Origin of the sequence: Micrococcus sp. NPDC078436 (genome assembly GCF_040702705.1) — a bacterium.
Taxonomy (GTDB): Bacteria; Actinomycetota; Actinomycetes; order Actinomycetales; family Micrococcaceae; genus Micrococcus.
Genome location: NZ_JBFBLX010000004.1, coordinates 40,263 through 67,102 on the forward strand (window position 1 = coordinate 40,263; position 26,840 = coordinate 67,102).

Annotated in this window: 20 protein-coding genes; 15 read left to right on the plus strand and 5 right to left on the minus strand. The window is 72.5% G+C overall.

Annotated elements, in window-relative coordinates:
• The first annotated feature begins 6 nt into the window (after positions 1-6).
• Positions 7-1,467 carry a 30S ribosomal protein S1 gene (gene rpsA / locus AB0302_RS03700; protein WP_319074806.1) on the plus strand — a complete coding sequence of 487 codons (1,461 nt, stop codon included), beginning with the start codon at positions 7-9 and terminating at the stop codon, positions 1,465-1,467.
• A 107-nt stretch (positions 1,468-1,574) separates the two neighbouring features.
• On the opposite strand, the gene AB0302_RS03705 is transcribed toward rpsA, so the two are convergent.
• Complete coding sequence (locus AB0302_RS03705; protein WP_366370554.1) at positions 1,575-2,816, minus strand: methyltransferase; 1,242 nt, start codon at positions 2,814-2,816, stop codon at positions 1,575-1,577.
• Complete coding sequence (locus AB0302_RS03710) at positions 2,794-3,564, minus strand: YigZ family protein (RefSeq protein ID WP_366370555.1); 771 nt, start codon at positions 3,562-3,564, stop codon at positions 2,794-2,796. Before AB0302_RS03710 ends, AB0302_RS03705 begins: the two co-directional genes overlap by 23 nt.
• Positions 3,565-3,701: 137 nt before the next feature.
• Here AB0302_RS03710 and coaE (AB0302_RS03715) point away from each other — a divergent pair, with 137 nt between their 5' ends.
• From coaE (AB0302_RS03715) to AB0302_RS03755, 9 genes are all read left to right on the plus strand, one after another.
• On the plus strand, positions 3,702-6,077 hold the full coding sequence (gene coaE / locus AB0302_RS03715; protein ID WP_366370613.1) for a dephospho-CoA kinase: 2,376 nt from the start codon (positions 3,702-3,704) through the stop codon (positions 6,075-6,077).
• A gap of 17 nt (positions 6,078-6,094) precedes the next feature.
• Positions 6,095-6,733 carry a dephospho-CoA kinase gene (gene coaE / locus AB0302_RS03720; RefSeq protein ID WP_298710285.1) on the plus strand — a complete coding sequence of 213 codons (639 nt, stop codon included), beginning with the start codon at positions 6,095-6,097 and terminating at the stop codon, positions 6,731-6,733.
• A gap of 38 nt (positions 6,734-6,771) precedes the next feature.
• Entirely contained in the window at positions 6,772-8,910 is a 2,139-nt protein-coding gene (uvrB, locus tag AB0302_RS03725; RefSeq protein ID WP_366370556.1) for an excinuclease ABC subunit UvrB, read from the plus strand.
• A complete protein-coding gene (locus AB0302_RS03730) occupies positions 8,907-9,248 on the plus strand; it encodes a hypothetical protein (RefSeq protein WP_366370557.1) in 342 nt (113 codons plus the stop codon). Before uvrB ends, AB0302_RS03730 begins: the two co-directional genes overlap by 4 nt.
• A 28-nt stretch (positions 9,249-9,276) precedes the next feature.
• Positions 9,277-9,951 (plus strand): hypothetical protein, encoded by a 675-nt coding sequence (locus tag AB0302_RS03735; RefSeq protein ID WP_366370558.1) that lies wholly within the window; start codon positions 9,277-9,279, stop codon positions 9,949-9,951.
• The gene (locus AB0302_RS03740; protein WP_366370559.1) at positions 9,948-10,667 is read left to right on the plus strand and encodes a hypothetical protein; all 720 of its coding nucleotides are present in this window, start codon (positions 9,948-9,950) and stop codon (positions 10,665-10,667) included. Before AB0302_RS03735 ends, AB0302_RS03740 begins: the two co-directional genes overlap by 4 nt.
• A gap of 84 nt (positions 10,668-10,751) precedes the next feature.
• Complete coding sequence (locus AB0302_RS03745) at positions 10,752-11,543, plus strand: putative hydro-lyase (RefSeq protein ID WP_366370560.1); 792 nt, start codon at positions 10,752-10,754, stop codon at positions 11,541-11,543.
• A 37-nt stretch (positions 11,544-11,580) separates the two neighbouring features.
• Positions 11,581-12,624 (plus strand): TerC family protein, encoded by a 1,044-nt coding sequence (locus tag AB0302_RS03750; RefSeq protein ID WP_366370561.1) that lies wholly within the window; start codon positions 11,581-11,583, stop codon positions 12,622-12,624.
• Between the two features lie 200 nt (positions 12,625-12,824).
• Positions 12,825-14,078 (plus strand): TerC family protein, encoded by a 1,254-nt coding sequence (locus AB0302_RS03755; protein ID WP_319074355.1) that lies wholly within the window; start codon positions 12,825-12,827, stop codon positions 14,076-14,078.
• A gap of 39 nt (positions 14,079-14,117) precedes the next feature.
• Here the strand turns inward: AB0302_RS03755 and AB0302_RS03760 are convergent, their stop codons facing one another.
• From AB0302_RS03760 to AB0302_RS03770, 3 genes are read right to left on the minus strand one after another with little or no spacing between them, the layout of a single operon-like run.
• Positions 14,118-15,611 carry an alpha/beta fold hydrolase gene (locus tag AB0302_RS03760; RefSeq protein WP_366370562.1) on the minus strand — a complete coding sequence of 498 codons (1,494 nt, stop codon included), beginning with the start codon at positions 15,609-15,611 and terminating at the stop codon, positions 14,118-14,120.
• Positions 15,608-18,259, minus strand: coding sequence for a DUF3516 domain-containing protein (locus AB0302_RS03765; RefSeq protein WP_366370563.1), 2,652 nt, complete (start codon positions 18,257-18,259; stop codon positions 15,608-15,610). The genes AB0302_RS03760 and AB0302_RS03765 overlap by 4 nt, the downstream gene beginning before the upstream one ends.
• 29 nt (positions 18,260-18,288) lie before the next feature.
• The gene (locus tag AB0302_RS03770; protein WP_319074351.1) at positions 18,289-18,972 is read right to left on the minus strand and encodes an MBL fold metallo-hydrolase; all 684 of its coding nucleotides are present in this window, start codon (positions 18,970-18,972) and stop codon (positions 18,289-18,291) included.
• Positions 18,973-19,302: 330 nt separating this feature from the next.
• Between AB0302_RS03770 and uvrA the strand changes: the two genes are divergently transcribed.
• From uvrA to yvcK, 5 genes are read left to right on the plus strand one after another with little or no spacing between them, the layout of a single operon-like run.
• On the plus strand, positions 19,303-22,185 hold the full coding sequence (gene uvrA / locus AB0302_RS03775) for an excinuclease ABC subunit UvrA (protein ID WP_319074365.1): 2,883 nt from the start codon (positions 19,303-19,305) through the stop codon (positions 22,183-22,185).
• A gap of 42 nt (positions 22,186-22,227) precedes the next feature.
• Complete coding sequence (locus AB0302_RS03780; RefSeq protein WP_298710275.1) at positions 22,228-22,911, plus strand: lysophospholipid acyltransferase family protein; 684 nt, start codon at positions 22,228-22,230, stop codon at positions 22,909-22,911.
• A complete protein-coding gene (uvrC, locus tag AB0302_RS03785) occupies positions 22,904-24,868 on the plus strand; it encodes an excinuclease ABC subunit UvrC (RefSeq protein WP_366370564.1) in 1,965 nt (654 codons plus the stop codon). Before AB0302_RS03780 ends, uvrC begins: the two co-directional genes overlap by 8 nt.
• Positions 24,865-25,761 carry an RNase adapter RapZ gene (rapZ, locus tag AB0302_RS03790; RefSeq protein WP_248116996.1) on the plus strand — a complete coding sequence of 299 codons (897 nt, stop codon included), beginning with the start codon at positions 24,865-24,867 and terminating at the stop codon, positions 25,759-25,761. Before uvrC ends, rapZ begins: the two co-directional genes overlap by 4 nt.
• On the plus strand, positions 25,758-26,804 hold the full coding sequence (gene yvcK, locus AB0302_RS03795; RefSeq protein ID WP_319074345.1) for a uridine diphosphate-N-acetylglucosamine-binding protein YvcK: 1,047 nt from the start codon (positions 25,758-25,760) through the stop codon (positions 26,802-26,804). Before rapZ ends, yvcK begins: the two co-directional genes overlap by 4 nt.
• The last annotated feature ends 36 nt before the right edge of the window (positions 26,805-26,840 follow it).

Genomic DNA, 26,840 nt, shown 5'->3' on the forward strand with positions numbered 1-26,840 from the left:
TCCTACATGACCACCACTTCCAACGCCCCCCAGGTTGCCGTCAACGACATCGGCACCGCCGAGGAGCTGCTCGCCGCGATCGACGCGACCATCAAGTACTTCAACGATGGCGACCTCGTCGAGGGCACCGTCGTCAAGGTGGACCGCGACGAGGTCCTGCTCGACATCGGGTACAAGACCGAGGGCGTCATCCCCTCCCGCGAGCTGTCCATCAAGCACGACGTGGACCCGGATGAGGTCGTGACCGTGGGCGACTCCGTCGAGGCCCTCGTCCTCACCAAGGAGGACAAGGAAGGCCGCCTGATCCTCTCCAAGAAGCGCGCGCAGTACGAGCGCGCCTGGGGCGACATCGAGAAGATCAAGGAGGAGGACGGCGTCGTCGAGGGCACCGTCATCGAGGTCGTCAAGGGCGGCCTCATCATCGACATCGGCCTCCGCGGCTTCCTCCCCGCCTCGCTGGTGGAGATGCGCCGCGTGCGCGACCTGGCCCCCTACATCGGCCAGAAGCTCGAGGCGAAGATCATCGAGCTGGACAAGAACCGCAACAACGTGGTGCTCTCCCGCCGTGCCTGGCTCGAGCAGACCCAGTCCGAGGTCCGCTCCAACTTCCTCCACAAGCTGGAGAAGGGCCAGGTCCGTCAGGGCGTCGTGTCCTCGATCGTCAACTTCGGCGCGTTCGTCGACCTGGGCGGCGTGGACGGCCTCGTGCACGTCTCCGAGCTCTCCTGGAAGCACATCGACCACCCGTCCGAGGTCGTCGAGGTCGGCAAGGAGGTCACCGTCGAGGTCCTCGAGGTCGACATGGACCGCGAGCGTGTCTCCCTGTCGCTGAAGGCGACCCAGGAGGATCCGTGGCAGCTCTTCGCCCGGACCCACGCCCTGGGCCAGGTCGTGCCCGGCAAGGTCACCAAGCTCGTCCCCTTCGGCGCGTTCGTGCGCGTCGAGGACGGCATCGAGGGCCTCGTGCACATCTCCGAGCTGGCCTCGCGCCACATCGACACCGCCGAGCAGGTCGTGTCGGTCAACGACGAGCTGTTCGTCAAGGTCATCGACATCGACCTCGAGCGTCGCCGCATCTCCCTCTCCCTCAAGCAGGCCAACGAGGGCGTGGACCCGGACGGTACCGAGTTCGACCCCGCGCTCTACGGCATGGCCGCCGAGTACGACGAGGAGGGGAACTACAAGTACCCCGAGGGCTTCGACGTCGAGACCAACGAGTGGATGGAGGGCTTCGAGTCCGAGCGCGCGGCGTGGGAGCAGCAGTACGCCGACGCCCAGACCCGCTGGGAGGCCCACAAGGAGCAGGTGCGTCGCTCCGTCGAGGAGGAGGCCCAGGCGGGCACCGAGTCCTCCTCCGCCGGCGCCGGCGCCTCCACGTACTCCTCCGAGGCCCCGGCCTCCGACGGCGGCACCCTCGCCTCCGACGAGGCCCTCGCCGCCCTGCGCGAGAAGCTGACCGGCAACTGATCCGGTGCGGTGAGCCGGTGACGGCCGCCGCCCGGGCGGACGCCCACCACGGACGAGCGCCCCGTCCCTCCATCACGGAGGGGCGGGGCGCTTCGTCGTGTCCGGGGTCAGCCGCGCCGCGTGGAGGCCGTCACCGTGAACGTGCGGTTCCGCGCGACCTGCCGGGTGGGCCCGACGACGGACTGCAGGATCCCGCGGTGGTGCAGGTGCGAGTTCCACACGCACCACAGCTCCCCCTCCGGAGCCAGGACGCGCGCGGCGGCCTCGAAGAGGCGGTGTGCGACCGTGGGGTCCACCGCGTTGCCGTCGTGGAACGGGGGGTTCAGCAGGATCCGCTCCTCGGAGGCGTCCGCCCACGAGGCGAGCGCGTCGTCCCGGACGGCCTCGATCCGCTCGGCCAGGCCGTTGGCCTCGGCCGTCGCCCGCGTCGAGGCGACCGCGACGGCGGACTGGTCCGTCGCGGTGATCCGGGCGTGGGGCCACAGGCGGGCCGCGCCGACCGCGATCAGGCCGTTGCCGCAGCCCAGGTCCACGGCGCGGGCCGGGGGGCGCGGGTCCTCCGCCAGCGCCTCGAGGAGCAGGCGGGAGCCGGGGTCGGCGTGCGCCCCGCCGAACGTGCCGGCCTCGGCCACGAGGCGCACGGGGCCGATCCCCGGCAGGGCCGCCGTGGTCTCGTCATGGGGCCGGGGCGCCACGCCCGCGCGGGGCGCGCGGGCCGTGAGCACGCGCGCCTTGCGGCGGCCCCGGTTCGCGACGACGTCCTGGAAGGACGCCGCCAGCACGGCGTTCATCCGCGGGCTCATGTGCTTGTCCCGGCCCCCGGCCAGCACGACGACGCAGGGGTCCGCGCCGCGCGCCAGGATCCGGGCGATCCGGTCCAGCTCGTCGAGGGAGCGGGGCAGGGGGAGCAGCACGGTCCGGGCGCCGCGGACGAGCCGATCGTCGAGCTCCGCGTGCGTCAGGGACCCGGCGGAGTCCCGCAGCAGGCCCTCCGCGCGCCAGCGCTCCAGGTTCGCCCGCACCGAGCGCTCGGCGGACGCGTCGTCCTGGGCCAGGCGGACGTCGTGCCCGGCCGCGAGCAGGGGGAGGGTGAGGGCGCCGTGCCGGTCCTCGAGGACCACCACGGGGCCGGCCGCGTGGCCGCACGCCAGCCATCCGGCGAGGGTGTCGAGGAGCAGCACGTCCGCGGCGTCGTGGGCGGCGCGCCCCGCCTCGGCGGGCAGCGGCCAGCGCGTGAGGGACTCCCACGGCACACCGCGGGTCAGGTCGTCCGGGAGCCCGCCCAGCACCACGTCGGGGGTCACCCCCGCCGGGACACGGCCGCGGTCATCGTGCGAGGTCGTCGTCATGGTCCACCCAGTCCTCTCCGACGCGCTCCACGCGTCCGCTGCCCGCGGTGATCCCCGCGAGGCTCTGCTCGAGATCCGCCCACGCGGCGGGGGAGTCCGCCACCGCGACGTGCAGCCACGCGGCGGGGGAGTCCGCCACCGCGACGTGCAGCCACGCGGCGTCGGCGGCGTAGTCGGTCGCCGTGACGTGCACCCCGGCGGCACGCAGGTCGTTCTCCCAGCGCCCCGCGTCGGCATGGGGCGCGGCGATCGTTCCGAGCGCCATGCGCTCCCGGGAGAGCAGCGGCGCCGTGGCCAGGGCGGCGGAGACGGCGTCCGAGTATGCGCGCACCAGGCCGCCCGCCCCGAGCTTCACGCCTCCGAACCAGCGCACGACGACGGCGCAGACGTCCGTGAGGTCGGCGTGGCCGGGGCGGGTCTCCCGCTGCACGAGGGCCTCCAGCATGGGGGTGCCCGCGGTGCCGGCCGGCTCGCCGTCGTCGGAGGAGCGCATGCGCTCCCGGCGCGGGCCCAGGACGAAGGCGCTGCACACGTGCCGCGCGTCGTGGTGGCGGCGCCGCAGCTCGGCGACCATCTCGCGGGCCTCGTCCTCGTCGGCGACGCGTCCCAGGTAGGCGCGGAAGCGGCTGCGCCGCACCTCCTGCTCGAGGCGGACCCAGCCCTCGGGGCGCCGTGCGCCGGCGGGGAGCACGGTGCACGGCGCGGCGGCGGCGGGCCCGGGCAGGCCCGGGGCGGGGTCGACAGACATGGGCACCAGCGTAGGCGCTCGGCATGCGCCGACCGCAGGCGCACGCTAGCCTGGTGACCCGTGCCACCCGGCACCGGCCCACCGGTGAGCGCACGAACCGCCGCCGCGGGCTGGACCCGACCCCGTCTGCGAGACCCATGACCTCCCCGCTCACGCGCCTGCACGACGCCCTCCGGCTCCGCACCAGCCCGGCGATCTTCTTCGGCTCCCTCGGCCTCATCGTCCTCTTCACCGCGGCCATGGGGCTCTTTCCGGGCCCGGTGCAGCGCACCTTCGGCATCGTCGCCACGTGGCTGCGCTACGACGCCGGCTGGATCTACACCCTGAGCCTCACCGTTCTCGTCGTCTTCATGCTCGGCCTGGCCTTCAGCCGCTATGGCCGGGTCAAGCTCGGCGACGACGACGCGGTCCCCGAGTACTCCGGCCTCGTCTGGTTCGCCATGATGTTCGCCGCCGGCGTCGGCGCCGTGCTCATGTTCTGGGGGATCGCGGAGCCGATCAACCACTACGCGAACCCGCCGCTGGCCGGCACCGAGCCCTTCTCCGACCAGGCGGCGTCGGAGGCGATGAGCATCGCCAACTTCCACTTCGGCATCCACATGTGGGCGATCCTGCTGGTGCCGGGGCTGTGCTTCGGCTACTTCACGTACAAGCGCAAGCTGCCCCCGCGCGTGTCGTCGGCGTTCCAGCCGCTGCTGGGCGACGGCATCCACGGCCCCGTCGGCAAGGCCATCGACATCATCGCGGTGGTCTCCACGGTCTTCGGCCTCGGCGTGTCCGTGGGCCTGGGTGCCATGCAGCTGAACTCCGGCATGAACGAGGTGCTGGGCACGCCCGTCGCCCCCTGGGTCCAGGCCCTGATCCTCGCCGTGATCACCGCGGTGGGCGTCGCCTCCGTCCTCGCGGGCATGGACAAGGGCGTCAAGCGCATCTCCTACGCCAACATCATCCTCGCGATCGCCCTCCTGGTGTACGTCCTCATGTGGGCGGGCTCGAGCATGGACGTCATCCGCGGGACGGTCCAGGCCGTCGGCGAGTACGTCACCGCACTGCCCCTGCTCTCCACCTACAACGACACCTACAACTCGGGCGCCTGGTCCGGCGACTGGACGGTCTTCTACTGGGCCTGGACCGTGACGTGGGCCCCGTTCGTCGGCATGTTCTTCGCGCGCATCTCCCGCGGCCGCACCATCCGCCAGTTCGTCGCCGCCGGACTCGGCCTGCCGACGGCGTTCGTGATCATCTGGATGGGTGTCTACGGCCATTCGGCGTTCCAGTCGGACCGGGCCACGGCCCCGTCTCCGGGGACGGGCGGAGACCTGACCCGGACCATCGTGGAGGAGGGCAACGTGCAGGCCGCGCTGTTCCAGCACCTGCAGGGCACCCCCCTCTCCCTCGGCGCCGCCGTCGTCGCGCTCGTGGTCATCTCGCTGTTCTTCATCACCTCGATCGACTCCGGCGCCCTGGTCATGGATGCCATGGTCAACGGCCACGAGGACCCTGCCCCGCGCATCCAGGGCGTCGTCTGGGCCGTGTCGATCGGCGCCGTGTGCGCCGCGATCATCCTCACGGCGGGGGAGGACGGCCTGGCCGCCCTCCAGGAGGTCATCATCGTCATCGGCCTGCCGATCCTCATGATCACCGTCGTCCAGGTGGTGCTCCTCGTTCAGGCGCTCCGTGAGGACGCCGGCACCGTCCGTCCGATGCGCACCCGCCAGTGGAAGAAGGTGCTCCCCGCCGAGGAGTACCGCCGCCGCGCCGCGGAGGACGGCGCCGACGTGTCCGACTACGTCGTGCGCCCCGAGTTCGAGGTGGGCACGGAGCCGGAGTACGACACCCACACGCCGAAGACGTGGCACCAGCAGCGTGCGGCCGCCGAACACGCCCTCCTGACGGTCGGCCTGACCGGCGGCGTCGCGGCCGGCCGGACCGCGGTGGGGGAGGAGCTCGAGCGGCTCGGTGCCGTCGTCGTCGAGTTCGACGACCTCATGGGCGAGGTCCTCGTGCCCGGCAGTGCCGTGCTCGACGAGCTGCGCGAGGTGTTCGGCGAGGAGATCGTGCACGCGGACGGCTCCCTCGACGTGCGCGCCCTCAACCGCCTGACCACGGAGAGCACGACGGCGCGCCGCCGCATGTACGAGATCGTCGCGCCGGCCGTGCGGACCGAAGCCGACGCCCGGGCCAGGGCCGTCGGGGAGGACGCCGTGCTGGTGATGGACCTCGCGCTCCTGACCGAGACCGGCTCCGCCCGCGAGTTCGACCAGGTGCTCGCGGTCTCCGCCCCGGCCGAGCTGCGCGTCGCCCGCCTCATGGACTCCCACGCGATGAGCCGCGAGCGGGCCTGGGCGTTCATCGACGAGGAGGCGGCGGACGAGGAGCGCGCCGAGGTCGCGGACACGGTGCTCGAGAACGCCGGCACCCTCGATGAGCTCCGCGACGAGGTCCGGGCATACTGGGACGCGAGGATCCAGCCCGTCGTCGACGCCGCCGGCGCCTCCCACCCTGCCCGCTGAGTCCTCCAGGAGAGTCGATGTCCGAGCCCCCCGCCCCCGTCGCCCACCGTCCCCGCGTCCACGTGGGGCTCACCGGGGGCATCGCGGCCGGCAAGTCGGCCGTGGCCCGGGTGCTCGAGGAGCGCGGCGCCCTGCTGGTGGACTCGGACGCACTGGCCCGCGCCGTCCTCGAGAAGGGGACGGAGGGCCTCGCCGCCGTCCAGGACGCGTTCGGGGACCGGGTGATCACCGCCGACGGGGAGCTCGACCGGGTCGCGCTGGCCCGCATCGTGTTCGGCGACGCGGGCCAGCGGGAGCGGCTCAACCGGATCGTGCACCCCCGGGTGCGGGAGATGGCCCGCGGGATCGTGGCCGAGGCGGGCCCGGACGCCGTCGTGGTCCAGGACGTGCCGCTGCTCGTGGAGACCGGCCAGGCGGACGCCTTCGACCTCGTCGTCGTCGTGGAGGCCCCGCTCGAGGAGCGGATCCGGCGCATGACGCAGGACCGGGGGATGAGCCGGGAGGACGCCGAGGCGCGCATCGCCGCGCAGGCGAGCGACGCGCAGCGCCGCGCGGCCGCCGACGTCGTGATCGTCAACGACGCCGACCTCACGCGCCTGGCCTCCGCCGCGAACCAGGTGTGGGACCGGTTCCTCGCTGCGCCCGCTGCGCCGTGACGCGCTGACGCGTCGGCGGCGCGCGTAGGGTTCTGCCCATGAGCCTGGCCAAGCAGATCAACCGCGTCGTCGCGCCGTTCGAGGTCGTCTCCCCGTTCGAGCCCTCAGGCGACCAGCCCGCCGCCATCGCGGAGCTCGCCGAGCGCGTCCAGGCGGGGGAGAAGGACGTCGTCCTCCTGGGCGCCACCGGCACCGGCAAGTCGGCCACGTCCGCGTGGCTGATCGAGAGGCTGCAGCGGCCCACCCTCGTGATGGTGCAGAACAAGACGCTCGCGGCACAGCTGGCCAACGAGTTCCGTGAGCTGCTGCCGAACAACGCGGTCGAGTACTTCGTCTCCTACTACGACTACTACCAGCCCGAGGCCTACGTCCCGCAGTCGGACACCTTCATCGAGAAGGACTCCTCCGTCAACGAGGAGGTGGAGCGGCTGCGCCACTCCGCCACCAACGCCCTCCTCACACGCCGGGACGTGGTGGTGGTGGCCACCGTCTCCTGCATCTACGGCCTCGGCACGCCCGAGGAGTACATCGAGCAGATGGTCACCCTGCGCCGCGGCGGGGAGATGGACCGGGACGCCCTGCTGCGCCAGTTCGTGCAGATGCAGTACGTGCGCAACGACATGGACTTCCACCGCGGCACGTTCCGGGTGCGCGGGGACACGGTGGAGATCATCCCCATGTACGAGGAGCTCGCGGTGCGCATCGAGTTCTTCGGGGACGAGATCGAGTCCATCCAGACCCTCCACCCCCTCACTGGCCAGGTCGTGCGGGAGGAGACGGAGATGTACATCTTCCCGGCCTCCCACTACGTGGCCGGGGACACGCGCATGGGCAAGGCGATCACCTCGATCGAGGACGAGCTGCGCGAGCGTCTCCAGGAGCTGGAGTCCCAGGACAAGCTGCTCGAGGCCCAGCGCCTGCGGATGCGCACCACGTACGACCTCGAGATGATGCAGCAGATGGGCTACTGCAACGGGATCGAGAACTACTCCCGGCACATCGACGGGCGGCCCGCCGGCTCGGCCCCCCACTGCCTGCTGGACTACTTCCCGGACGACTTCCTGCTCGTGGTGGACGAGTCCCACGTGACCATCCCGCAGATCGGCGCGATGTACGAGGGGGACATGTCCCGCAAGCGCACGCTCGTGGAGCACGGCTTCCGCCTGCCCTCGGCCATGGACAACCGGCCGCTGAAGTGGGACGAGTTCCTCGAGCGGATCGGGCAGACCGTCTACATGTCCGCCACGCCCGGCACCTACGAGCTCTCCCAGGCGGACGGCTGCGTGGAGCAGATCATCCGCCCCACCGGGCTCGTGGACCCGAAGATCGTGGTCAAGCCGACGCAGGGCCAGATCGACGACCTGCTCGAGCAGATCCGCGTCCGCGTCGAGAAGGACGAGCGCGTCCTCGTGACCACGCTGACCAAGCGCATGGCCGAGGACCTCACCGACTACCTGCTCGAGGCGGGTGTGAAGGTCGAGTACCTCCACTCGGACGTGGACACCCTGCGCCGCGTGGAGCTGCTGCGCGAGCTGCGCCAGGGCGTGTTCGACGTCCTCGTGGGCATCAACCTGCTGCGCGAGGGCCTGGACCTGCCCGAGGTCTCGCTCGTGGCCATCCTGGACGCGGACAAGGAGGGCTTCCTGCGCTCCTCCACCTCGCTCATCCAGACCATCGGCCGCGCGGCCCGCAACGTCTCCGGCGAGGTGCACATGTACGCCGACCGCATCACGGACTCCATGCGGCAGGCCATCGAGGAGACCGACCGCCGGCGCGCCGTGCAGGTGGCGTACAACGAGGAGCACGGGATCGACCCGCAGCCGCTGCGCAAGAGGATCGCGGACATCACCGACCAGCTGGCCCGTGAGGACGCGGACACCGCCGACTTCCTCAAGGGCATGGGGGGCGTGAAGTCCGGCTTCGACTACGGCATGGGCCACCGCGGGCTCTCCTCCGTCCGCGAGGGCGCGGAGCGGGCGGGCACGGGCTCCGACGGCGACGCGCCCGCCGTCGGCGCCGGGTCCATCCCCGCCAAGGACCTCCAGGACCTCATCGAGCAGATGTCCGCCCAGATGCACCAGGCCGCCACCGAGCTGCAGTTCGAGCTCGCGGCGCGCCTGCGCGACGAGGTCGCGGAGCTGAAGAAGGAGCTGCGCCAGATGGAGCGCGAACGGTGACCCCCGCCGGGCTCCTCGACACCACCCCCCGCCGCGTCGCCCGACGCCGCACCGTCCGCACCCTCGCCGCCAGCCAGGTCTTCTCCGGCCTCGGCAACGGCTCCGCGCTCGCGGTCGGCTCGGTCATGGCCGTCGAGCTCAGCGGCCACGCCCAGCACGACGCCGGCATGGGACTGGCCGGAGCCGCGGGCGCCGGGCTGGCCGGCGTCGTGCTGGGCGTGGCCGGCTACGGCGGCCTGGCGGTGCTGTCCGCGATGCTGGCCCTCGTCGTGGCCGCTGCCGCGCTGCGGGGGGCATCGCCCGGACCGTCCCGTGTCAGGAATGCTGATATTCGCTGATTATCAGCAGTGATGTAACATCAGGGGCATGCCACGTCGCCGGACGGACACCCCAGCGCGCGAGCCCCGACCCACCCGGGGCGTCGCCGTGATCGCGGACATCGTCGGATCCCGCACCCTCGCGGACCGGGCGGCCGCCCAGGCCGCGATCCTCCACGCCTTCGCCGCGGCCGAGCGCCAGGTGCCCCCGCTCCTGCCGGGCTGGGCCACGGTGGGGGACGAGTTCCAGTCGCTCCACACCCACTGGAGCACGGCCGCGCGCGCCGTCCTGCGGGTCGGCCTGGCGCTGCCGCCCGGGCTCGCGCTGCGGTTCGGCCTTGGCGAGGGGGACCATCAGGAGGTCGGCGGGGACGCGGGGGAGGGCGGCCCGATCCTGGACGGCACCGCATGGCACCGCGCCCGCGCGGCCCTCGAGACCGCGGACGGCCGGGCCCCCGGCGCGGCCACGGCGTTCGTCGGCCCGGACCCGGAGCTCTCCCTCGCCGTGGACGGCCAGCTTCTCCTGAGGGACCACCTCGTCGGGCGGCTCCGGGCCCGGGAGCGCCGCCTGGCGGCGGCCCTGCTCGCCGGGTCCACGCAGACCGAGGCCGCACGGCAAGAGCGCATCACCCAGTCGGCGGTCTCCCAGGCCGTCGCCCGCTCCGGCGTGGGACGGATCCTCGAGCTGGACGCCCTGCATGCCGCCGCGGGGGAGGGCCGATGACCGCGCTCGCCCTGCTCGCCGTCGGCCTGTACGACCTCGCGCGTTCGCTCGCGCCGGCGGCGTGGTCCCCGGGTCGGGCGGGGCGGACCGCCCTGGGCGCCGCGGTCGTCGGCGTGCTGCTGGGCGCGGCCGCGCTGGCCGTCGTCGGCCCGCCGTGGACCTCGGTGGCGGGCGCGGTCCTCGTGGCCTGCGGAGCCCTCCTGGCGTGGGGCGCCACGGGAGCGGAACGGCCCCGCGTCCTGCTGGGCGTGGTGGCCGCCCTCGGGCTGGTCGGCGTCCTCGAGCTGGGTCTCGGCGCACCGGAGCACCGCTTCGCACCGGCGGGGCTGACGATGGTGGCGGTGGCCGTCGCCCTCGCCGAGACGTCCAATCGCATCACGCGCGCCGTGCTGCAGCTCGCCGGGCGCCGCACCGGGGAGTCGGAGGCCGCCCCGGCCGCCGAGGCGGAGCCGCCCCTGCGCGGGGGCCGCTACATCGGCCCCATGGAGCGGGTGCTCATGGTGCTCCTCGGCCTCGCCCACGCGTGGCAGGTCATCGCCGCGCTCATGGCGGCCAAGGGCATCGTGCGCTTCCCGGAGATCTCGGCCGACCGGGGGGACGGCTCGCGCGCCGAGGAGTTCCTGGTGGGCTCACTGGCCAGCTGGGGGCTCGCCGCCGTCGGCGGTCTGCTCGTGTGGCTCTCCCTCGGCTCTCGGCCCTTCCCTGCGGGAGGGTGAGACAGCGACGACGCCGTGTCACACGAACACTGATAGTCCCCCCATATAAGCAGTTTCACGCGAACGCACCGGAGGCCCGCCCCCATGACCCACCACCACCACGACGCCGACTCCCCGGCTGCCCTGGCCCGCGCCGACTTCCGTTCCGGCCTCGTCCGCCCGACGTCGGGCCTGGCCCCGGGCCGCACGCAGGCCAACCTCGTGGTCCTGCCGCGGGACTGGGCCTTCGACATGCTGCTGTTCGCCCAGCGCAACCCCGGCCCCATGCCCCTGCTGGACGTCACCGAGCCGGGAGAGCCGACGACGTCGTGGGCGCCCGGCGCGGACCTGCGCACCGACCTGCCGCTCTACCGCGTGTGGCGCGACGGCGAGCTGGTCGAGGAGGTCTCGGACGCGACCGACCACTGGGGCGAGGACGCCGTCGCCTTCCTCATCGGCTGCAGCTTCGGCTTCGAGGCCGCGCTGCAGCGGGCCGGGGTGCCCGTGCGCAACCTGGACCAGGGGCGCAACGTGGCGATGTACCGCACGGACCGTCCGCTGCGCCCCGCGGGGCGGATGCACGGCGAGCTCGTGGTCTCGATGCGTCCCGTGCCGCCCGAGCTCGTGGCGACGGCCGTCACCGTCAGCGCCGCCGTGCCGTTCGCCCACGGCGCCCCCGTGCACGTCGGCGACCCCTCCCGCCTCGGCGTCGCCGACCTCGCCGCGCCGGACTACGGCGAGGCCACGGACCTCGAGCCGGGCGACGTCCCCGTCTTCTGGCCGTGCGGCGTCACCCCGCAGCGGGCGCTCGAGGTCTCCCGGCCGCCGTGGGCCATCACGCAGGCGCCGGGGCACATGTTCATCACCGACGCCGTGGAGGGGGCGGCGTGGGTCTAGACTGACGGCCGCCCCGCCGACGAAAGGACCCCCGTCCATGGACGTTCTCAGCCCCGCCTTCGAGGGCGGCACCCTCGTGGTGCTCGGCCTCATCCTGCTGCTGGACCTGCTCTACGTCGCGCGGCGGCCCCATGAGCCCTCCATGAAGGAGGCGGGCCTGTGGATCGGCTTCTACGTGACGCTCGCCCTCGTCTTCGCGGGCCTGCTCTTCGTCCTGGGCGACGCCCAGCACGGCACGGAGTTCCTTGCCGGCTGGGTCACCGAGTACAGCCTGAGCGTGGACAACCTGTTCGTCTTCCTCATCATCATGGCCAAGTTCCAGGTGCCGCGCCGGTACCAGCAGGAGGTCCTGATGGTGGGCATCATCATCGCCCTCATCGCGCGGGCCGTCTTCATCGCGATCGGCGCGGTGGCCATCGAGCACCTCACGTGGGTGTTCTACATCTTCGGCGCCTTCCTGCTCTGGACCGCATGGCACCAGCTCAAGGACGACGACGACGGCGAGGAGTCCGAGCCCGGGATCGTCGCCCGGCTCACGCGCCGGCTCAACGTGGCCCCGGACTACGACGGGAACAGGCTGCGCACCACCGTGGACGGCAAGCGCATGTTCACCCCCATGGTGGTCGTGTTCATCACCATCGGCCTGACGGACGTCATGTTCGCGGTGGACTCGATCCCGGCGATCTTCGGCCTCACTCAGAACTGGTTCATCGTGCTGACGGCCAACATCTTCGCCCTCATGGGCCTGCGCCAGCTCTACTTCCTGCTCGGCGGGCTCATGGACCGCCTGGTGTTCCTCAAGCACGGACTCGCGTTCATCCTCGCCTTCATCGGCGTGAAGCTCATCTTCCACGCCCTGCACGAGAACGAGCTGCCCTTCCTCAACGGCGGCCATCCCGTCACCTGGGTGCCGGAGATCTCGACGTTCGTCTCGCTGGCCGTCATCCTGGGCACCCTCGTGGTCGCCACCCTCGCCTCCCTGCTGTGGGGCAAGGCGCCCGAGGACGGGGCGGAGCCGGTCTTCCACGGCGCGCACCGCATGCAGGACATCGCGGAGCGGGCGGAGTCGGACGACCGTTGAGCGGGCGGGCGCGCCCTCCGGTAGAGTGGGCCCGTCGTGGGGGAGTATCCACAACGCTGTGAACGTCAGTACGCGCGCCGATCGGTCGAGAATCCCGATGCGGCCCGCCGGGCACAGCGGCCTGGGCGCCGGGAGGAACCGGAGGCGAGGCGGAGAGACTTGCGAGCACTCATCGAGACCCCCTCACGAAAGGTGCTCCCATGGAGATCACCGGTCTGACCTGGGGGCTGACGATCGCACTGATCGTGGGCCTCCTCGCCTTCGACTACTTCGCCCACGTGCGCAAGGCGCACACGCCCACCATCCGCGAGGCCGCGGTCTGGTCCGGCGTCTACATCGGCATCGCCCTGCTCTTCGGCCTCGTCTTCTTCGCGTTCGGGGACACCCAGCACGCGGTGGAGTACTACACCGGCTACATCCTGGAGAAGGCGCTCAGCGTCGACAACCTCTTCGTGTTCCTGGTCATCATGGCCTCGTTCCGGGTCCCGCGCGACTACCAGCAGAAGGTGCTGCTGTTCGGCATCACCTTCGCGCTCATCTCCCGCACGGTCTTCATCCTGCTGGGCGCGGCCGTGATCTCGGTGTGGTCCGACGTGTTCTACCTCTTCGGCATCGTGCTCCTGATCGTGGCCGGCAACCAGCTCAAGGGGGAGCTCGCGGGCGACTCCGCCGAGGACGAGGCGGACAACGTGATGGTCCGCCTGGCCAAGCGCTTCCTCCCCGCCTCGGACTCGTTCGACGGCGACCGGCTGTTCACGGTGGAGAACGGCAAGAAGGTCATGACGCCGATGCTCCTCGTCATGGTGGCCATCGGCGCGACGGACATCCTCTTCGCCTTCGACTCCATCCCCGCCATCTTCGGCGTGACCCAGGAGGCGTACATCGTCTTCACGGCCACCGCGTTCTCCCTCATGGGCCTGCGCCAGCTGTACTTCCTCATCGACGGCCTCCTGGACCGCCTCGTGTACCTCTCGTACGGCCTGTCCGCGATCCTCGCCTTCATCGGCGTGAAGCTGATCCTCCACGCGCTGCACGAGAACAACCTCTCGTTCATCAACGACGGCCAGAACGTGTCGGTTGTGGAGATCCCCACGGTGCTCTCGCTGATCGTCGTCGTCGGCATCCTGGTGCTGACCGTGCTGGTCTCCCTGGCCTCGCCCAAGGGCCAGGCCCTGCGGACGCTGCAGAACGCGGAGAAGTTCTCCCACCGCTTCACCCAGCTCGACCCGCAGGCGCCCCTCGAGGAGCGCCGCGCGGCCGCCGAGAGGATGGACACCTGGACGGCCAAGGCCGAGCAGGTCGACCAGAAGTGGCGGGACAAGCTCCTGGACCACAAGGACCGCTACTCCCAGATCATCCGCACGGCGCACGAGACGCGCCTCTCCGACCCGGACTCGGCGGATCCGCGCGGCGTGTCCGAGGCGATCGTCCGCCAGGCCGGACCCCGCGTCTGAGGCACGCGGCGTCGCCGCACGGACAGGCCCCCGCCCCGATCACCCGATCGGACCGGGGGCCTCCGTCATCTCCAGGAGACGGGCGAGGACGGCCGCGCCGTCGTCGGCGAGCCCGTCGTGGTGGAACGCGTCGGTCTCCCACACGCGCAGCCCGCGCACCCGTGCGGCCGTCTCGAGGGAGAGGTCGCGGTCCACGTAGACGTCGTGCGTGTAGACGGCCGCGGCCACGGGCACGCGGTTGGCCGCGAGCGCGCCGAGGTCGTAGAGCGCGCCCCAGTCCTCGCGGGCGGCTATGAGCTGCGCGGCCTCGGCCAGCGGGTGCAGGGGCGCCCCGGCCTCGAGCTGCCACGCGAACACGTGCTCGCCCGTGAGCAGGGGGGTGCCCTCCGGGACGGCGGCGTCCCCGCTGCACGCGCCCGGGTCGAAGTCCGGGTGCTCCTGGAGGACGCGCGCGGCCGACCAGTCCGTCGGCGCGGCGCCCGGCTGGGCGTAGATCGCCTCGTGGAGCAGTGTGTACAGCGGCGTCTGGGCGCGGTCGGCCTGGGCGGCGACGGCGGCCCGGAAGCCCTCGCTCAGCCGCGCCTGGCGAGCACCCTCGTCGAACGCCTCGGTCAGCACGTAGAGCAGGGAGTCGACGCGGGTGTTGCCGCCCAGCAGCACGCCGAGCATCTGGGCGCGGGCCACCGTGAGCGCGGTGCCGTCCGGCAGGCGCTCGGGCGTGCCGGCCGACTCGCGGGCCCGCAGATGGGCGACGACGCGCTCCCAGGCCACCCACGCGTGCGGGTGGCGGTCGAAGAACTCGCGGTTCCGCTCCCGCATGCGCGCGTAGGTGGCCCGGTACACGCGGTCGGCGTGCCCCGTGAGCGGGGCGAGGCCGCCCGTGACGTGGCAGCGCGCGAGGCCCTCGGGGAACCAGGAGAGGTAGCTCAGCGTGCAGAAGCCGCCGAAGCTCTGGCCGAGCGTGGCCCACGGGTCCGCGCCGAGGGCGAGGCGGACCATCTCGGCGTCCGCGACGATGGAGGGCGCCCGCAGGTGCCCCAGGTACGCGGCCTGGGCCTCGGGGGACATCCCCGCGAGGGAAGCGACGGTGGCCGGGGTGGAGGCCCCCGTCCCGCGCTGGTCCAGCAGGAGCACCCGGAACCGCCCCGCGGCCTCCTTGAGCCAGCCGCCCAGGCGTGCGGGGCGGGCGGCGCCGCTGCCCGGACCGCCCTGCAGGTACAGGAGCCAGGGCAGGTCCGCCGACCCTGCCGCCGGTCCGCGCACCTCGCGCGCGACCACGCGGAGCGTGCCCGCGCCCCCGGGCCCGAGCCCCGTGGCGGACGCGTCCTTCGCCCGCGCCTGCTCGAGGGTGTCGGCGTGGTCGACGGGGACGGTGAACCGGTGGTCCACGATCACCGTGCCGTCGAAGAGCGTCGTCTGCGCGCCGCGCACGTGCTCCGCGGCCTCCCGGGGCGCGAAGCCGCGCGGGTCGCCGGGCGGGAGCGCCGAGGCGGCCCCGCCCCCGGGGACGGGGGAGCCGCCGTCGTGCGTCACAGCCCCCACCCGGACTCGGGCGCGCCCACCGAGACGACGCGGATGACGGGGTGACCGGCCTCGTCCGAGGCGTCGAGGTCGACGACCGCGTTGATGCCGTGGTCGAGGTCGCCGTCGTGGTCCTTGAGGACCTGGCGGACGGCCCACCAGCGGGCGCCGGTGAGCTCGAGCGGGGCGGGCACGGGGGGCGCCGTGGCCACGCGGAACAGCTCGGGGCCGCGCGCGGCGGCCGAGTCGTCGATGTCCTCGTGGTCGTCGAAGTACGCGTCGAGCGCGTCGGCCCAGTCGTCCGCGGAGAGGTCGCCGGAGAGCTCGGCCAGCCGCGCGTCCTGCTCGTCCCCGAACAGGCGCACCCGCTGGAACATCGCGTTGCGCACCATCACGCGGAACACCGGCGTGTTGTCCGTGAGGCGCGGGGGAGCGGGCGGGGCGATGGACTCCATGTCCTTGCGGAGCTCCTCGATGTCCCCGGCCACGAGGTCCTCCCACTCCTCGAGGAGGGAGGAGTCGGTCTGCTTGACCATCTCGTCGAGCCAGTCCAGCAGCACCTGCAGCTCGTCCGTGCGCGACTCCTGCGGCACCGTGTGGCGCAGCGCCTTCACGGCGTCCGTGAGGTAGCGCAGCAGCACGCCCTCGGAGCGGGCGATCCCGTAGAAGCGCACGTAGTCGCCGAAGCCCATGGCGCGCTCGAACATGTCCCGCACCACGGACTTCGGGGCGAGCTCGAACTCGGCGAGCCACGGGGCGTCCTTGCGGTACACCTCGAACTGCTGCTCGAGCAGCTCGGCGAGCGGCTGCGGGTACGTGACCTCCTCGAGGGCGGCCATGCGGTCGTTGTAGTCCATGCCCTCGGCCTTCATGGCGGCCACGGCCTCGCCCTTGGCCTTCTTCGCCTGGGCGGAGAGCACCTGGCGCGGCGGGTCGAGGGTCGCCTCGATCACGGAGACGACGTCGAGCGCGTGGTCCGGCTCGGCCGGGTCCAGGAGCTCGAGGGCGGCCAGGGCGAAGGGGGAGAGCGGCTGGTTGAGGGCGAAGTCCGCCTGCAGGTCCACCGTGAGGTCCACCGTGCGGCCCTCGGCGTCCGGCTCCGGGAGCTTCTCCACGATCCCCGCGGCGAGCAGCTCGCGGAAGATGCCGAGCGCCTGCCGCATCAGCGCCGCCTGGCGGGCCGGCGTCTCGTGCGTGCCGCGCAGCAGGCGCCGCACCGCGATCACGGGGTCCCCGGGCCGGTCCAGGATGTTCAGGAGCATGGAGTGGGTGAGCCGCATGCGGGAGGACAGCGGCTCCGGCTCGGCCTCCACGAGGCGCTCGAAGCTGGCCCGGCCCCACGAGACGAACCCCTGCGGCGGCGACTTCTTCTTCGCGCCCTTGAGGGACTGCTTCATGCGCTTCTCGCGCTCGGCCTCGTCCTTGACGGACGCGAACTTCGCGGCGGCCCTGCGCGCGGCCGCGGCGTTCTCGATCACGTGCTCGGGGGCCTGCACCACCACGGTGCCCGAGGTGTCGTAGCCCGCGCGCCCGGCCCGTCCGGCGATCTGGTGGAACTCGCGGGCCTGGAGGAGGCGGGTCCGCTCGCCGTCGAACTTGGACAGCGCGGTGAGGAGCACGGTGCGGATCGGCACGTTGATCCCGACGCCGAGCGTGTCCGTGCCGCAGATGACCTTGAGCAGGCCGTCCTGCGCGAGCTTCTCCACGAGGCGCCGGTACTTCGGGAGCATGCCCGCGTGGTGCACGCCGATGCCCGCCCGCACGAGGCGGTTCAGGGTGTGGCCGAAGCCCGCGGAGAAGCGGAAGCCGGCGATCCGCGCCGCGATGGCCTCCTTCTCCTCCTTCGTGGTCACGGAGATCGAGGTCAGCCCCTGGGCCGTCTCCACGGCGTCCAGCTGGGAGAAGTGCACCACGTACACGGGGGCCTGGCGGGTGGAGACGAGCTCCTCCACCTTCTCCTGCAGCGGGACCTCGGACCACTCGAAGCTCAGGGGGATCGGGCGCTCGGCGTGGGCGACGACGGCGGTCTCGCGGCCCGTGCGCTCGGTCAGGTCCGCGGTGAGGCGGCTCGTGTCGCCCAGGGTGGCGGACATGAGGAGGAACCGCGCCTGGGGGAGCTCCAGGAGCGGCAGCTGCCACGCCCAGCCGCGGGAGGGGTCCGCGTAGTAGTGGAACTCGTCCATGACCACGGTGCCGATGTCCATCCCCGAGCCCTCCCGCAGTGCGCGGTTGGCCAGGATCTCGGCGGTGCAGCAGATGATGGGGGCGTCGCCGTTCACGGTGGAGTCGCCCGTGACCATGCCGACGTTCTCCGCGCCGAACACGTCCACGAGGGCGAAGAACTTCTCGGAGACGAGCGCCTTGATCGGCGCCGTGTAGTAGGAGACGCGCTCGTGCGCGAGGGCGTCGGCGTGGGCCCCGATGGCCACGAGTGACTTCCCGGAGCCCGTGGGGGTGGCGAGCACCACGTTGTGGCCCTGCACGAGCTCGAGGACGGCCTCCTCCTGCGCCGGGTACAGGGAGATCCCGCGCTCGTCCGTCCACGCGGTGAACGCCTCGAACACCGCGTCGGCGTCCGGGGACGCGTCCAGGGCGTCGAGGCGGGCGAGGAGGGCGGGCGGAGTCGTGGCGGAGGCGGGAGCGGGGGCAGAGGAAGTCATCCCGCCCAGGGTATCGGCGCCGGCCGGGGTCACCAGCCGCGCTCGGCCCACTCCGGCAGGTGCGGCCGCTCGTCGCCGAGCGTGGTCGAGTCGCCGTGGCCGGGGTGGACGTGCGTGTCGTCGTCGTAGACGTCGAAGAGGCGCGCGCTGACGTCGGCGAGCAGGGAGGCGAACCGCTCCGGATCCTTCTCCGTGCTGCCCACGCCGCCGGGGAAGAGGGAGTCTCCGGTGAAGAGCAGGGTCGCCTCGTCGGGGCCGGGCTCGTGGGCCAGGGCGATCGAGCCCGGGGTGTGGCCGCGCAGGGCGATCACGTCGAGCACGAGGCCGTCCACGGCGATCCGGTCGCCCTGGCCGACGGCCCGGTCGATCTGCACGCCGGACTCCTCGGCGATGGCGGCGGCGTCGTCGGCCCCGGCGTAGAGGACCGCCTCCTCGTGGGCCCCGGCGACCTCGGCGAGCGCCCGGACGTGGTCCCAGTGGCGGTGCGTCGTGACGATCGCCGCGAGCCAGGTCTCGCACGGGGTGTCGACGTCGGCCGAGGCCAGCAGCGCCTCGATCGCGTCCGCGTCGTCCGCGGCGTCGATCAGCACCTGTGCTCCCGTCGTCTTGGAGGTCAGGAGGTACACGTCGTTGTCCATCGCGGAGACGGAGCGGACGCGCACGGAGACTCCCGGCAGGTCGTGCAGGACGCGGTTCTTCGAGGTCGCGGGCATGCGGACCAGTGTGGCCGAAAGGCCCCGGAGGCGCCAGGGGCGGACCGGCCCGGACCGGAGAGCACCGACCCGGGCCGGGGCCCGGACCGGGGCTCGGACGGGGAACGACGGTCAGCGTCGGTGCGCCCGGGCGGGCTGGCTCCGCCGCGCGGGGAGTCCCCCTGCCGTGTCCGGTGCCCCGCCTACACTGGCCGGGTGCCGAAGAACACCGCCCCCACCCCGTCCACCGCCGCCCCCGAGTCCGCTCCCGGGCCCGCCGTCGAGCCGGAGCGTGCCGGGCTCGCGTCCGGCCACGGCCGCCTCGCGCAGGCCGGCGCCGAGCGGGACCGCATCGTCGTGAAGGGCGCGCGCGAGCACAACCTGAAGAACGTGGACGTGTCCATCCCGCGGGACGCCATGGTGGTCTTCACGGGCCTGTCCGGCTCGGGCAAGTCCTCCCTCGCGTTCGACACGATCTTCGCCGAGGGCCAGCGGCGCTACGTGGAGTCGCTCTCCTCGTACGCGCGCATGTTCCTGGGCCGCGTGGACAAGCCGGACGTGGACTTCATCGAGGGCCTGTCCCCGGCGGTCTCCATCGACCAGAAGTCCACCAACCGCAACCCGCGCTCCACGGTGGGCACCATCACCGAGATCTACGACTACATGCGTCTGCTCTGGGCCCGCGTCGGCGTGGCCCACTGCCCCGTGTGCGGGGAGCCCGTGAGCCGCCAGACCCCGCAGCAGATCGTGGACCAGCTCGAGGAGCTGCCCGAGCGCACCCGCTTCCAGGTGCTGGCCCCCGTGGTCCGCGGCCGCAAGGGCGAGTTCGTGGACCTCTTCGCCCAGCTGACCACGCAGGGCTTCGCCCGCGCGGTGGTGGACGGGGAGACGGTCCAGCTCTCCGACCCGCCCACGCTGAAGAAGCAGAACAAGCACACCATCGCCGTCGTGGTGGACCGCCTGGCCATGAAGGAGGGCATCCGCCAGCGCCTCACGGACTCCGTGGAGACCGCGCTGAAGATCGCGGACGGCCTCGTGGCGGTCGAGTTCGTGGACGTGGAGGTCGAGGAGCAGAAGGGCAAGAAGAACACGGGGGAGTGGGGCGGCAAGGACGCCGAGGGCAACCCGCGCTTCCGCACGTTCTCGGAGAAGCTCAGCTGCCCCAACGGGCACGAGCAGACCGTGGACGAGATCGAGCCGCGCTCCTTCTCCTTCAACAACCCCTTCGGCGCGTGCCCCGAGTGCACCGGCATCGGCTCGCGCCTGCAGGTGGACCCGGACCTCGTGGTCCCCAACGACGAGCTGTCCATCCGCGAGGGCGCGATCGTCCCGTGGTCGCTCGGCAAGTCCACCTCGGACTACTGGCTGCGCGTGCTCGGCGGGCTGGCCACGGAGATGCGGTTCTCGCTCGACGCCCCGTGGCACGCGCTCACGGCGGAGCAGCAGGACGCGGTGCTCCACGGCAAGGACTTCAAGGTCGAGGTGTCCTTCCGCAACCGCTTCGGCCGCGAGCGCCGCTACACCACGGGCTTCGAGGGCGTCCTCCCGTACGTGATGCGCAAGCACGGGGAGACCGAGTCGGACGGAGCGCGGGAGCGCTACGAGTCCTTCATGCGCGAGATCCCCTGCCCCGTGTGCAAGGGCGCGCGCCTGAACCCCACCGTGCTCAACGTGCTCGTGGGCGGCAAGTCCATCGCCGAGGCGACCGCCCTGCCCATGCGGGACGCCCTCGAGTTCCTCGAGGGGCTCACCCTCACGGACCGCCAGCGGCAGATCGCGGACCAGGTGCTCAAGGAGATCCTCGCCCGCCTCGCGTTCCTCCTCGACGTGGGCCTGGAGTACCTGAACCTCGAGCGCCCCGCGGGCACGCTCTCCGGCGGCGAGGCGCAGCGCATCCGCCTGGCCACCCAGATCGGCTCGGGGCTCGTGGGCGTGCTCTACGTCCTGGACGAGCCCTCCATCGGCCTGCACCAGCGGGACAACCGCCGGCTGATCGACACGCTGCTGCGCCTGCGCGACCTCGGCAACACGCTGATCGTGGTGGAGCACGACGAGGACACGATCGCCGAGGCCGACTGGATCGTGGACATCGGCCCCCGCGCCGGCGAGCGGGGCGGCGAGGTCGTGCACTCCGGCTCCCTCGAGGAGCTCAAAGCGAACACGCACTCCGTGACCGGCGACTACCTCGCGGGCCGGCGCTCGATCGCGGTCCCCGAGCGGCGCCGTCCCCTGGACAGGAACCGCAAGCTGACCGTCAAGGGCGCCCAGGAGAACAACCTGCAGAACGTGTCCGTGGACATCCCGCTGGGCGTGCTCACCGCCGTCACCGGCGTCTCCGGCTCGGGCAAGTCCACGCTCATCAACGAGATCCTCTACAAGGTGCTGGCCAACCGGCTCAACGGCGCCAAGATGGTGCCCGGCCGGCATCGCACGGTGGCGGGCCTCGAGCACCTGGACAAGGTGGTGCACGTGGACCAGAGCCCCATCGGCCGCACGCCGCGCTCCAACCCGGCCACCTACACCGGCGTGTTCGACGCGATCCGCAAGCTCTTCGCGGAGACCCCGGAGGCGAAGGTGCGCGGCTACCAGCAGGGCCGGTTCTCCTTCAACATCAAGGGCGGGCGCTGCGAGGCGTGCGCGGGCGACGGCACGCTGAAGATCGAGATGAACTTCCTGCCGGACGTCTACGTCCCGTGCGAGGTGTGCCACGGCGCCCGGTACAACCGCGAGACCCTCGAGGTGCTCTACAAGGGCAAGAACATCGCCGAGGTCCTGGACATGCCGATCGAGGAGGCCGCGCAGTTCTTCAGCGCGTACACCCGCATCTCGCGCTACCTGGACACCCTCGTGGACGTCGGCCTGGGCTACGTGCGCCTCGGGCAGCCGGCCACCACGCTCTCCGGCGGCGAGGCCCAGCGGGTCAAGCTCGCCGCGGAGCTGCAGAAGCGCTCCAACGGCCGCTCCATCTACGTGCTGGACGAGCCCACCACGGGCCTGCACTTCGAGGACATCCGCAAGCTGCTGCAGGTGCTGCAGTCGCTCGTGGACAAGGGCAACACCGTGCTCACCATCGAGCACAACCTGGACGTCATCAAGTGCGCGGACCACGTGATCGACCTCGGACCCGAGGGTGGGTCCGGGGGCGGCACGATCGTCGCCACGGGCACCCCGGAGGACGTCGCGAAGGTCGCGGAGAGCCACACCGGCCGGTTCCTCGCGGAGCTCCTGGCGTAGCATGACCCGATTCCCGACCACACGCTGAAGGGCGGAGACACCATGGCCACCTCGGAGCCCATCCGCCGGTCCGCGGCGGCGTTCCTGCGTCTGTCGTGCCGGCCGGAGGTGACCGGCCTCGAGAACGTTCCCGCGTCCGGGCCGTTCATCCTCGCCTCCAACCACCTCTCCTTCTTCGACTCCGTGATCCTCCAGGCGCTCGCCCCGCGCCCGGTCGCGTTCTTCGCCAAGGCGGAGTACTTCACGGGCGCCGGGCCCCGAGGCCGCGCCCAGAGGTGGTTCTTCGACGCCGTCGGATCGATCCCCGTGGAGCGCGGGGAGCAGGCGGCCTCCGTCGCGGCCCTGGACCAGCTGGTGGGCCTGATCGAGGCCGGCCAGGGCGTGGGCATCTACCCCGAGGGCACCCGCAGCCGCGACGGGCGCCTCTACCGCGGACGCACGGGCGCGGCATGGCTCGCGCTCACCACGGGCGCCCCCGTGGTCCCGGTCGGCCTGCGCGGCACCGAGGGCCTCCAGCCCCCCGGCACCAACGGGTTCCGCCCGCACCGCTTCACCCTCGCGGCAGGCGAGCCGCTCGACTTCGGGCACCCCGGCCGCCGGCACGCCCTGCCGCAGCGGCGCGAGGCCACCGAGGCGATCATGGCCGCGATCGCCGCGCTCTCCGGCCAGGAGCGCGTGGACACGTACAACGCCGCGCCGTCGTCGGACCAGGGCGCCCGTGGCTGATCCGTCCACCTACCGCCCCGCGCCGGGCGAGATCTCCACGTCCCCGGGCGTGTACCGCTTCCGGGACGCGGACGGCCGCGTCGTCTACGTGGGCAAGGCGAAGAACCTCCGGTCGCGCCTGAGCTCCTACTTCCAGGACCCGGCCCGGCTGGCCACCAAGACCCGCACCATGGTCTTCACCGCGGCCGCCGTGGAGTGGACCGTGGTGGGCTCGGAGCTCGAGGCGCTGCAGCTCGAGTACACCTGGATCAAGCAGTACCGGCCCCGCTTCAACATCATGTACCGGGACGACAAGTCCTACCCCTACCTCGCCGTGACCATGAACGAGCAGTTCCCGCGCGTGCAGGTGATGCGTGGGGACAAGCGGCCCGGCGTGAAGTACTTCGGGCCCTTCCACCCCGCCAAGGCCATCCGCGAGACCGTGGACCTCATGCTGCGCGTCTTTCCCGTGCGCACGTGCTCCGCGGGGGTGTTCCGGCGCGCGCAGGCCCAGGACCGCCCGTGCCTGCTCGGCTACATCGGCAAGTGCTCCGCCCCGTGCGTGGGGCGGATCAGCCCGGCCGAGCACCGCGAGCTCGCGCAGGACTTCTGCGACTTCATGGCCGGGGACGCGACCCGCTTCATCCGCGAGCTCGAGGCGGCCATGGGGGACGCCGTCGCGGACCTGCGCTACGAGGACGCCGCCCGCCTGCGCGACGACGTCGCCGCCCTGCGCCGCGTGTTCGAGCGCAACGCCGTGGTGCTCCCGGAGAACACCGAGGCGGACATCTTCGCCCTCCACTCGGACGAGCTGGAGACCGCCGTGCAGGTGTTCCACATCCGCCAGGGCCGCATCCGCGGCCAGCGGGGCTGGGTCATGGACCGCGTGGAGGACGTGGGGGAGGACGTCATGGTGGAGGAGCTGCTCAAGCAGGTCTACGGCGACGCCGCGGACACCGAGCGGATCCCCGCCGAGGTCCTCGTGCCCGTGATGCCGAGCGAGGCGGAGCAGCTGACCGAGTGGCTCTCCGGGCTGCGCGGGGCCCGGGTCTCCATCCGCGTCCCGCAGCGCGGCGCCAAGCAGGACCTCCTCGGCACGGTGCGCCAGAATGCGGAGATGGCCCTCGGCCTCCACAAGTCGCGCCGCACGGGGGACCTCACCGCGCGCTCGGCCGCCCTGACCGAGCTGCAGGAGGCCCTGGAGATCGCCGAGCCCCTGCTGCGCATCGAGTGCTACGACATCTCGCACTCGCAGGGCACCGACGTGGTCGGCTCGATGGTGGTCATGGAGGACGGCCTGGCCAAGAAGAAGGACTACCGCCGCTTCAACGTCACCGGTGAGGCAGCGCGGGACGACACCGCGTCCCTGCGGGACGTGCTGCGCCGCCGGTTCTCCCGGCTCGCCGCCGAACGCCGCGAGGGCGTGCCCCTGACGGGGCAGATCGCCGAGGACGGCGAGACCGGGTCGGAGGAGCGCCGGTTCGCGTACCCGCCCTCGCTCGTCGTCGTCGACGGCGGCGCTCCCCAGGTGGCGGCCGCGGCCGAGGTGCTCGCCGAGCTCGGCCTCGAGGACCTCCCCGTGGTCGGCCTCGCCAAACGGCTCGAGGAGGTGTGGCTGCCCGGGGACGAGTTCCCCCTGGTCCTGCCGCGCAGCTCCGAGGGGCTGTTCCTGCTGCAGCGCATCCGCGACGAGTCCCACCGGTTCGCCATCGCCGGTCACCGCTCCCGGCGGACGAAGGGCATGACCGCCTCCGTCCTGGACGAGGTGCCCGGCCTGGGCCCCGCCAAGCGCCAGGCGCTGCTCACCCACTTCGGCTCGACGGAGCGCATGCGGGCGGCCGGCGTCGAGGGGCTCACGGAGGTGGCCGGCATCGGACCCCGCCTCGCCGAGGCCGTGCACACGGCGCTGACGGCGTCGGCACCGGCGCCCGCAGACCCCTCTGTCGCGTCCGCCCCGGCGGATACAGTGACCCCATGACCGCTCCGAGTCTGCAGCCCGAGAAGCCCCCGTCCCCCGAGGTCGTCGTCATCACGGGCATGGCCGGCGCCGGCCGCACGACCGCGGCCCACGCCCTCGAGGACCACGGCTGGTACGTGGTCGAGAACATGCCCCCGCAGCTCTTCGTCACCCTCGCGGACCTCGTGGCCCGCTCTCCCGAGGCGTTCGCGCGCGTGGCCATCGTGGTGGACATGCGCTCCCGCACGTACGTGGAGGCGCTGTGGACCGCGCTCCAGCAGCTCGAGAACAACGGCGTGGAGTTCCGCATGGTCTACCTCGAGGCGGAGGACGAGGTGCTCGTGCGCCGCTTCGAGGCGGGCCGCCGCCCCCATCCGCTGCAGGGCAACGCCCGGCTCCTCGACGGGATCCAGGCGGAGCGGGAGGTCCTCGCGGACCTGCGCGCCCGCGCCGACGTCGTGGTGGACACCTCGAACCTGAACGTGCACGGGCTGGCCACGGAGATCACCCAGCTCTTCTCCGAGTCGGGCACCATCACCCTACGCCTGAACATCATGAGCTTCGGGTTCAAGTACGGACTCCCCGCGGACGCCAACTTCGTGGCGGACATGCGCTTCATCCCCAACCCGCACTGGGTGCCCGAGCTGCGCCCGTTCACGGGCCGCGAGGAGCAGGTGTCGGACTACGTGCTGCAGCAGCCGGGCGTGCAGGAGTTCCTCTCCGCGTACACGGCGGCCCTCGTCCCCGCCTTCGAGGGGTACCGCCGAGAGAACAAGCACTATGCGACCCTCGCCGTCGGGTGCACCGGCGGCAAGCACCGCTCGGTGGCGGTCGTGGAGGAGCTGGCGCGCCGGCTGGCCCAGCGCCCGCACGTGAGCGTGCACGTGCAGCACCGGGACGTGGGCCGCGAATGACGTCCCCCCTCACGGGCCAGCTGCCCCTGCCCCCCGGATCCGGCGGCCGCGGGGGAGTGCGCACCCCGGGCGCCGCCCGCCCCGGCGTGCGGGTCACCGCCCTCGGGGGCGGCCACGGCCTCTACGCCTCCCTCTCCGCGCTGCGGCTCGTGGCCGGCCACCTCACGGCCGTCGTCACGGTGGCCGACGACGGCGGCTCCTCCGGCACGATCCGCAAGGAGATGGCGGTCCTGCCGCCCGGGGACCTCCGCATGGCGCTGGCCGCCCTGTGCGACGACACGGACTGGGGCCGCACGTGGGCGCAGGTGATGCAGCACCGCTTCCGCTCCACCGAGGTGCCCGCCCATGAGGCGACGCTGGACAACCACGCGCTCGGCAACCTGCTGATCGTCGCGCTCTGGGAGCTGCTCGGCGACCCCGTGGACGGGCTGCGCTGGGCCGGCGCGCTCCTGCGCGCCCACGGGGAGGTCCTGCCGATCTCCCGCACGCCCCTGACGATCGAGGGCGACGTGCTCAGCTCCGACGCCGAGGGCCGGCTGCGCACGCGGCGTGTCGAGGGGCAGGTGGCGCTGGCTCGGGCCGCGCTCGAGGGGCGCGTCACGGGCGTGCGCCTCAACCCTGCGGACGCCGTGCCCGCCCCCGAGGCGCTGTCCGCCATCGAGCTGGCCGACTGGGTCGTCATCGGCCCCGGATCCCTCTACACGTCCGTCCTGCCGCACCTGCTCATGGCGGACGTGCGGGCGGCCCTGAGCGCCACGCCCGCGCGTCGCCTGTACCTCATGAACCTGCACACCGGGACGCAGGAGACCACGGGCCTCACTCACGCCGACCACCTCGCCGTGCTGCACTCCCATGCCCCCGACCTGCGGCTCGACGTCGTGATCGCGGACGCGGACGCGGTCCAGGACCGTGCCGAGGTCGTGCGGGCCGCCCGCCGCATGGGCGCGCGCGTCGTCTTCAGTAGAGTGGGCAGTGCCCTCGACCCGCAGGTCCACGACCCGCTGCGCCTGGCCGTGGCGATCGACGAGGCCATGACCGACTGATCGCGTCGGCGGCGGCCGCCCATCCGGGCGCAGACC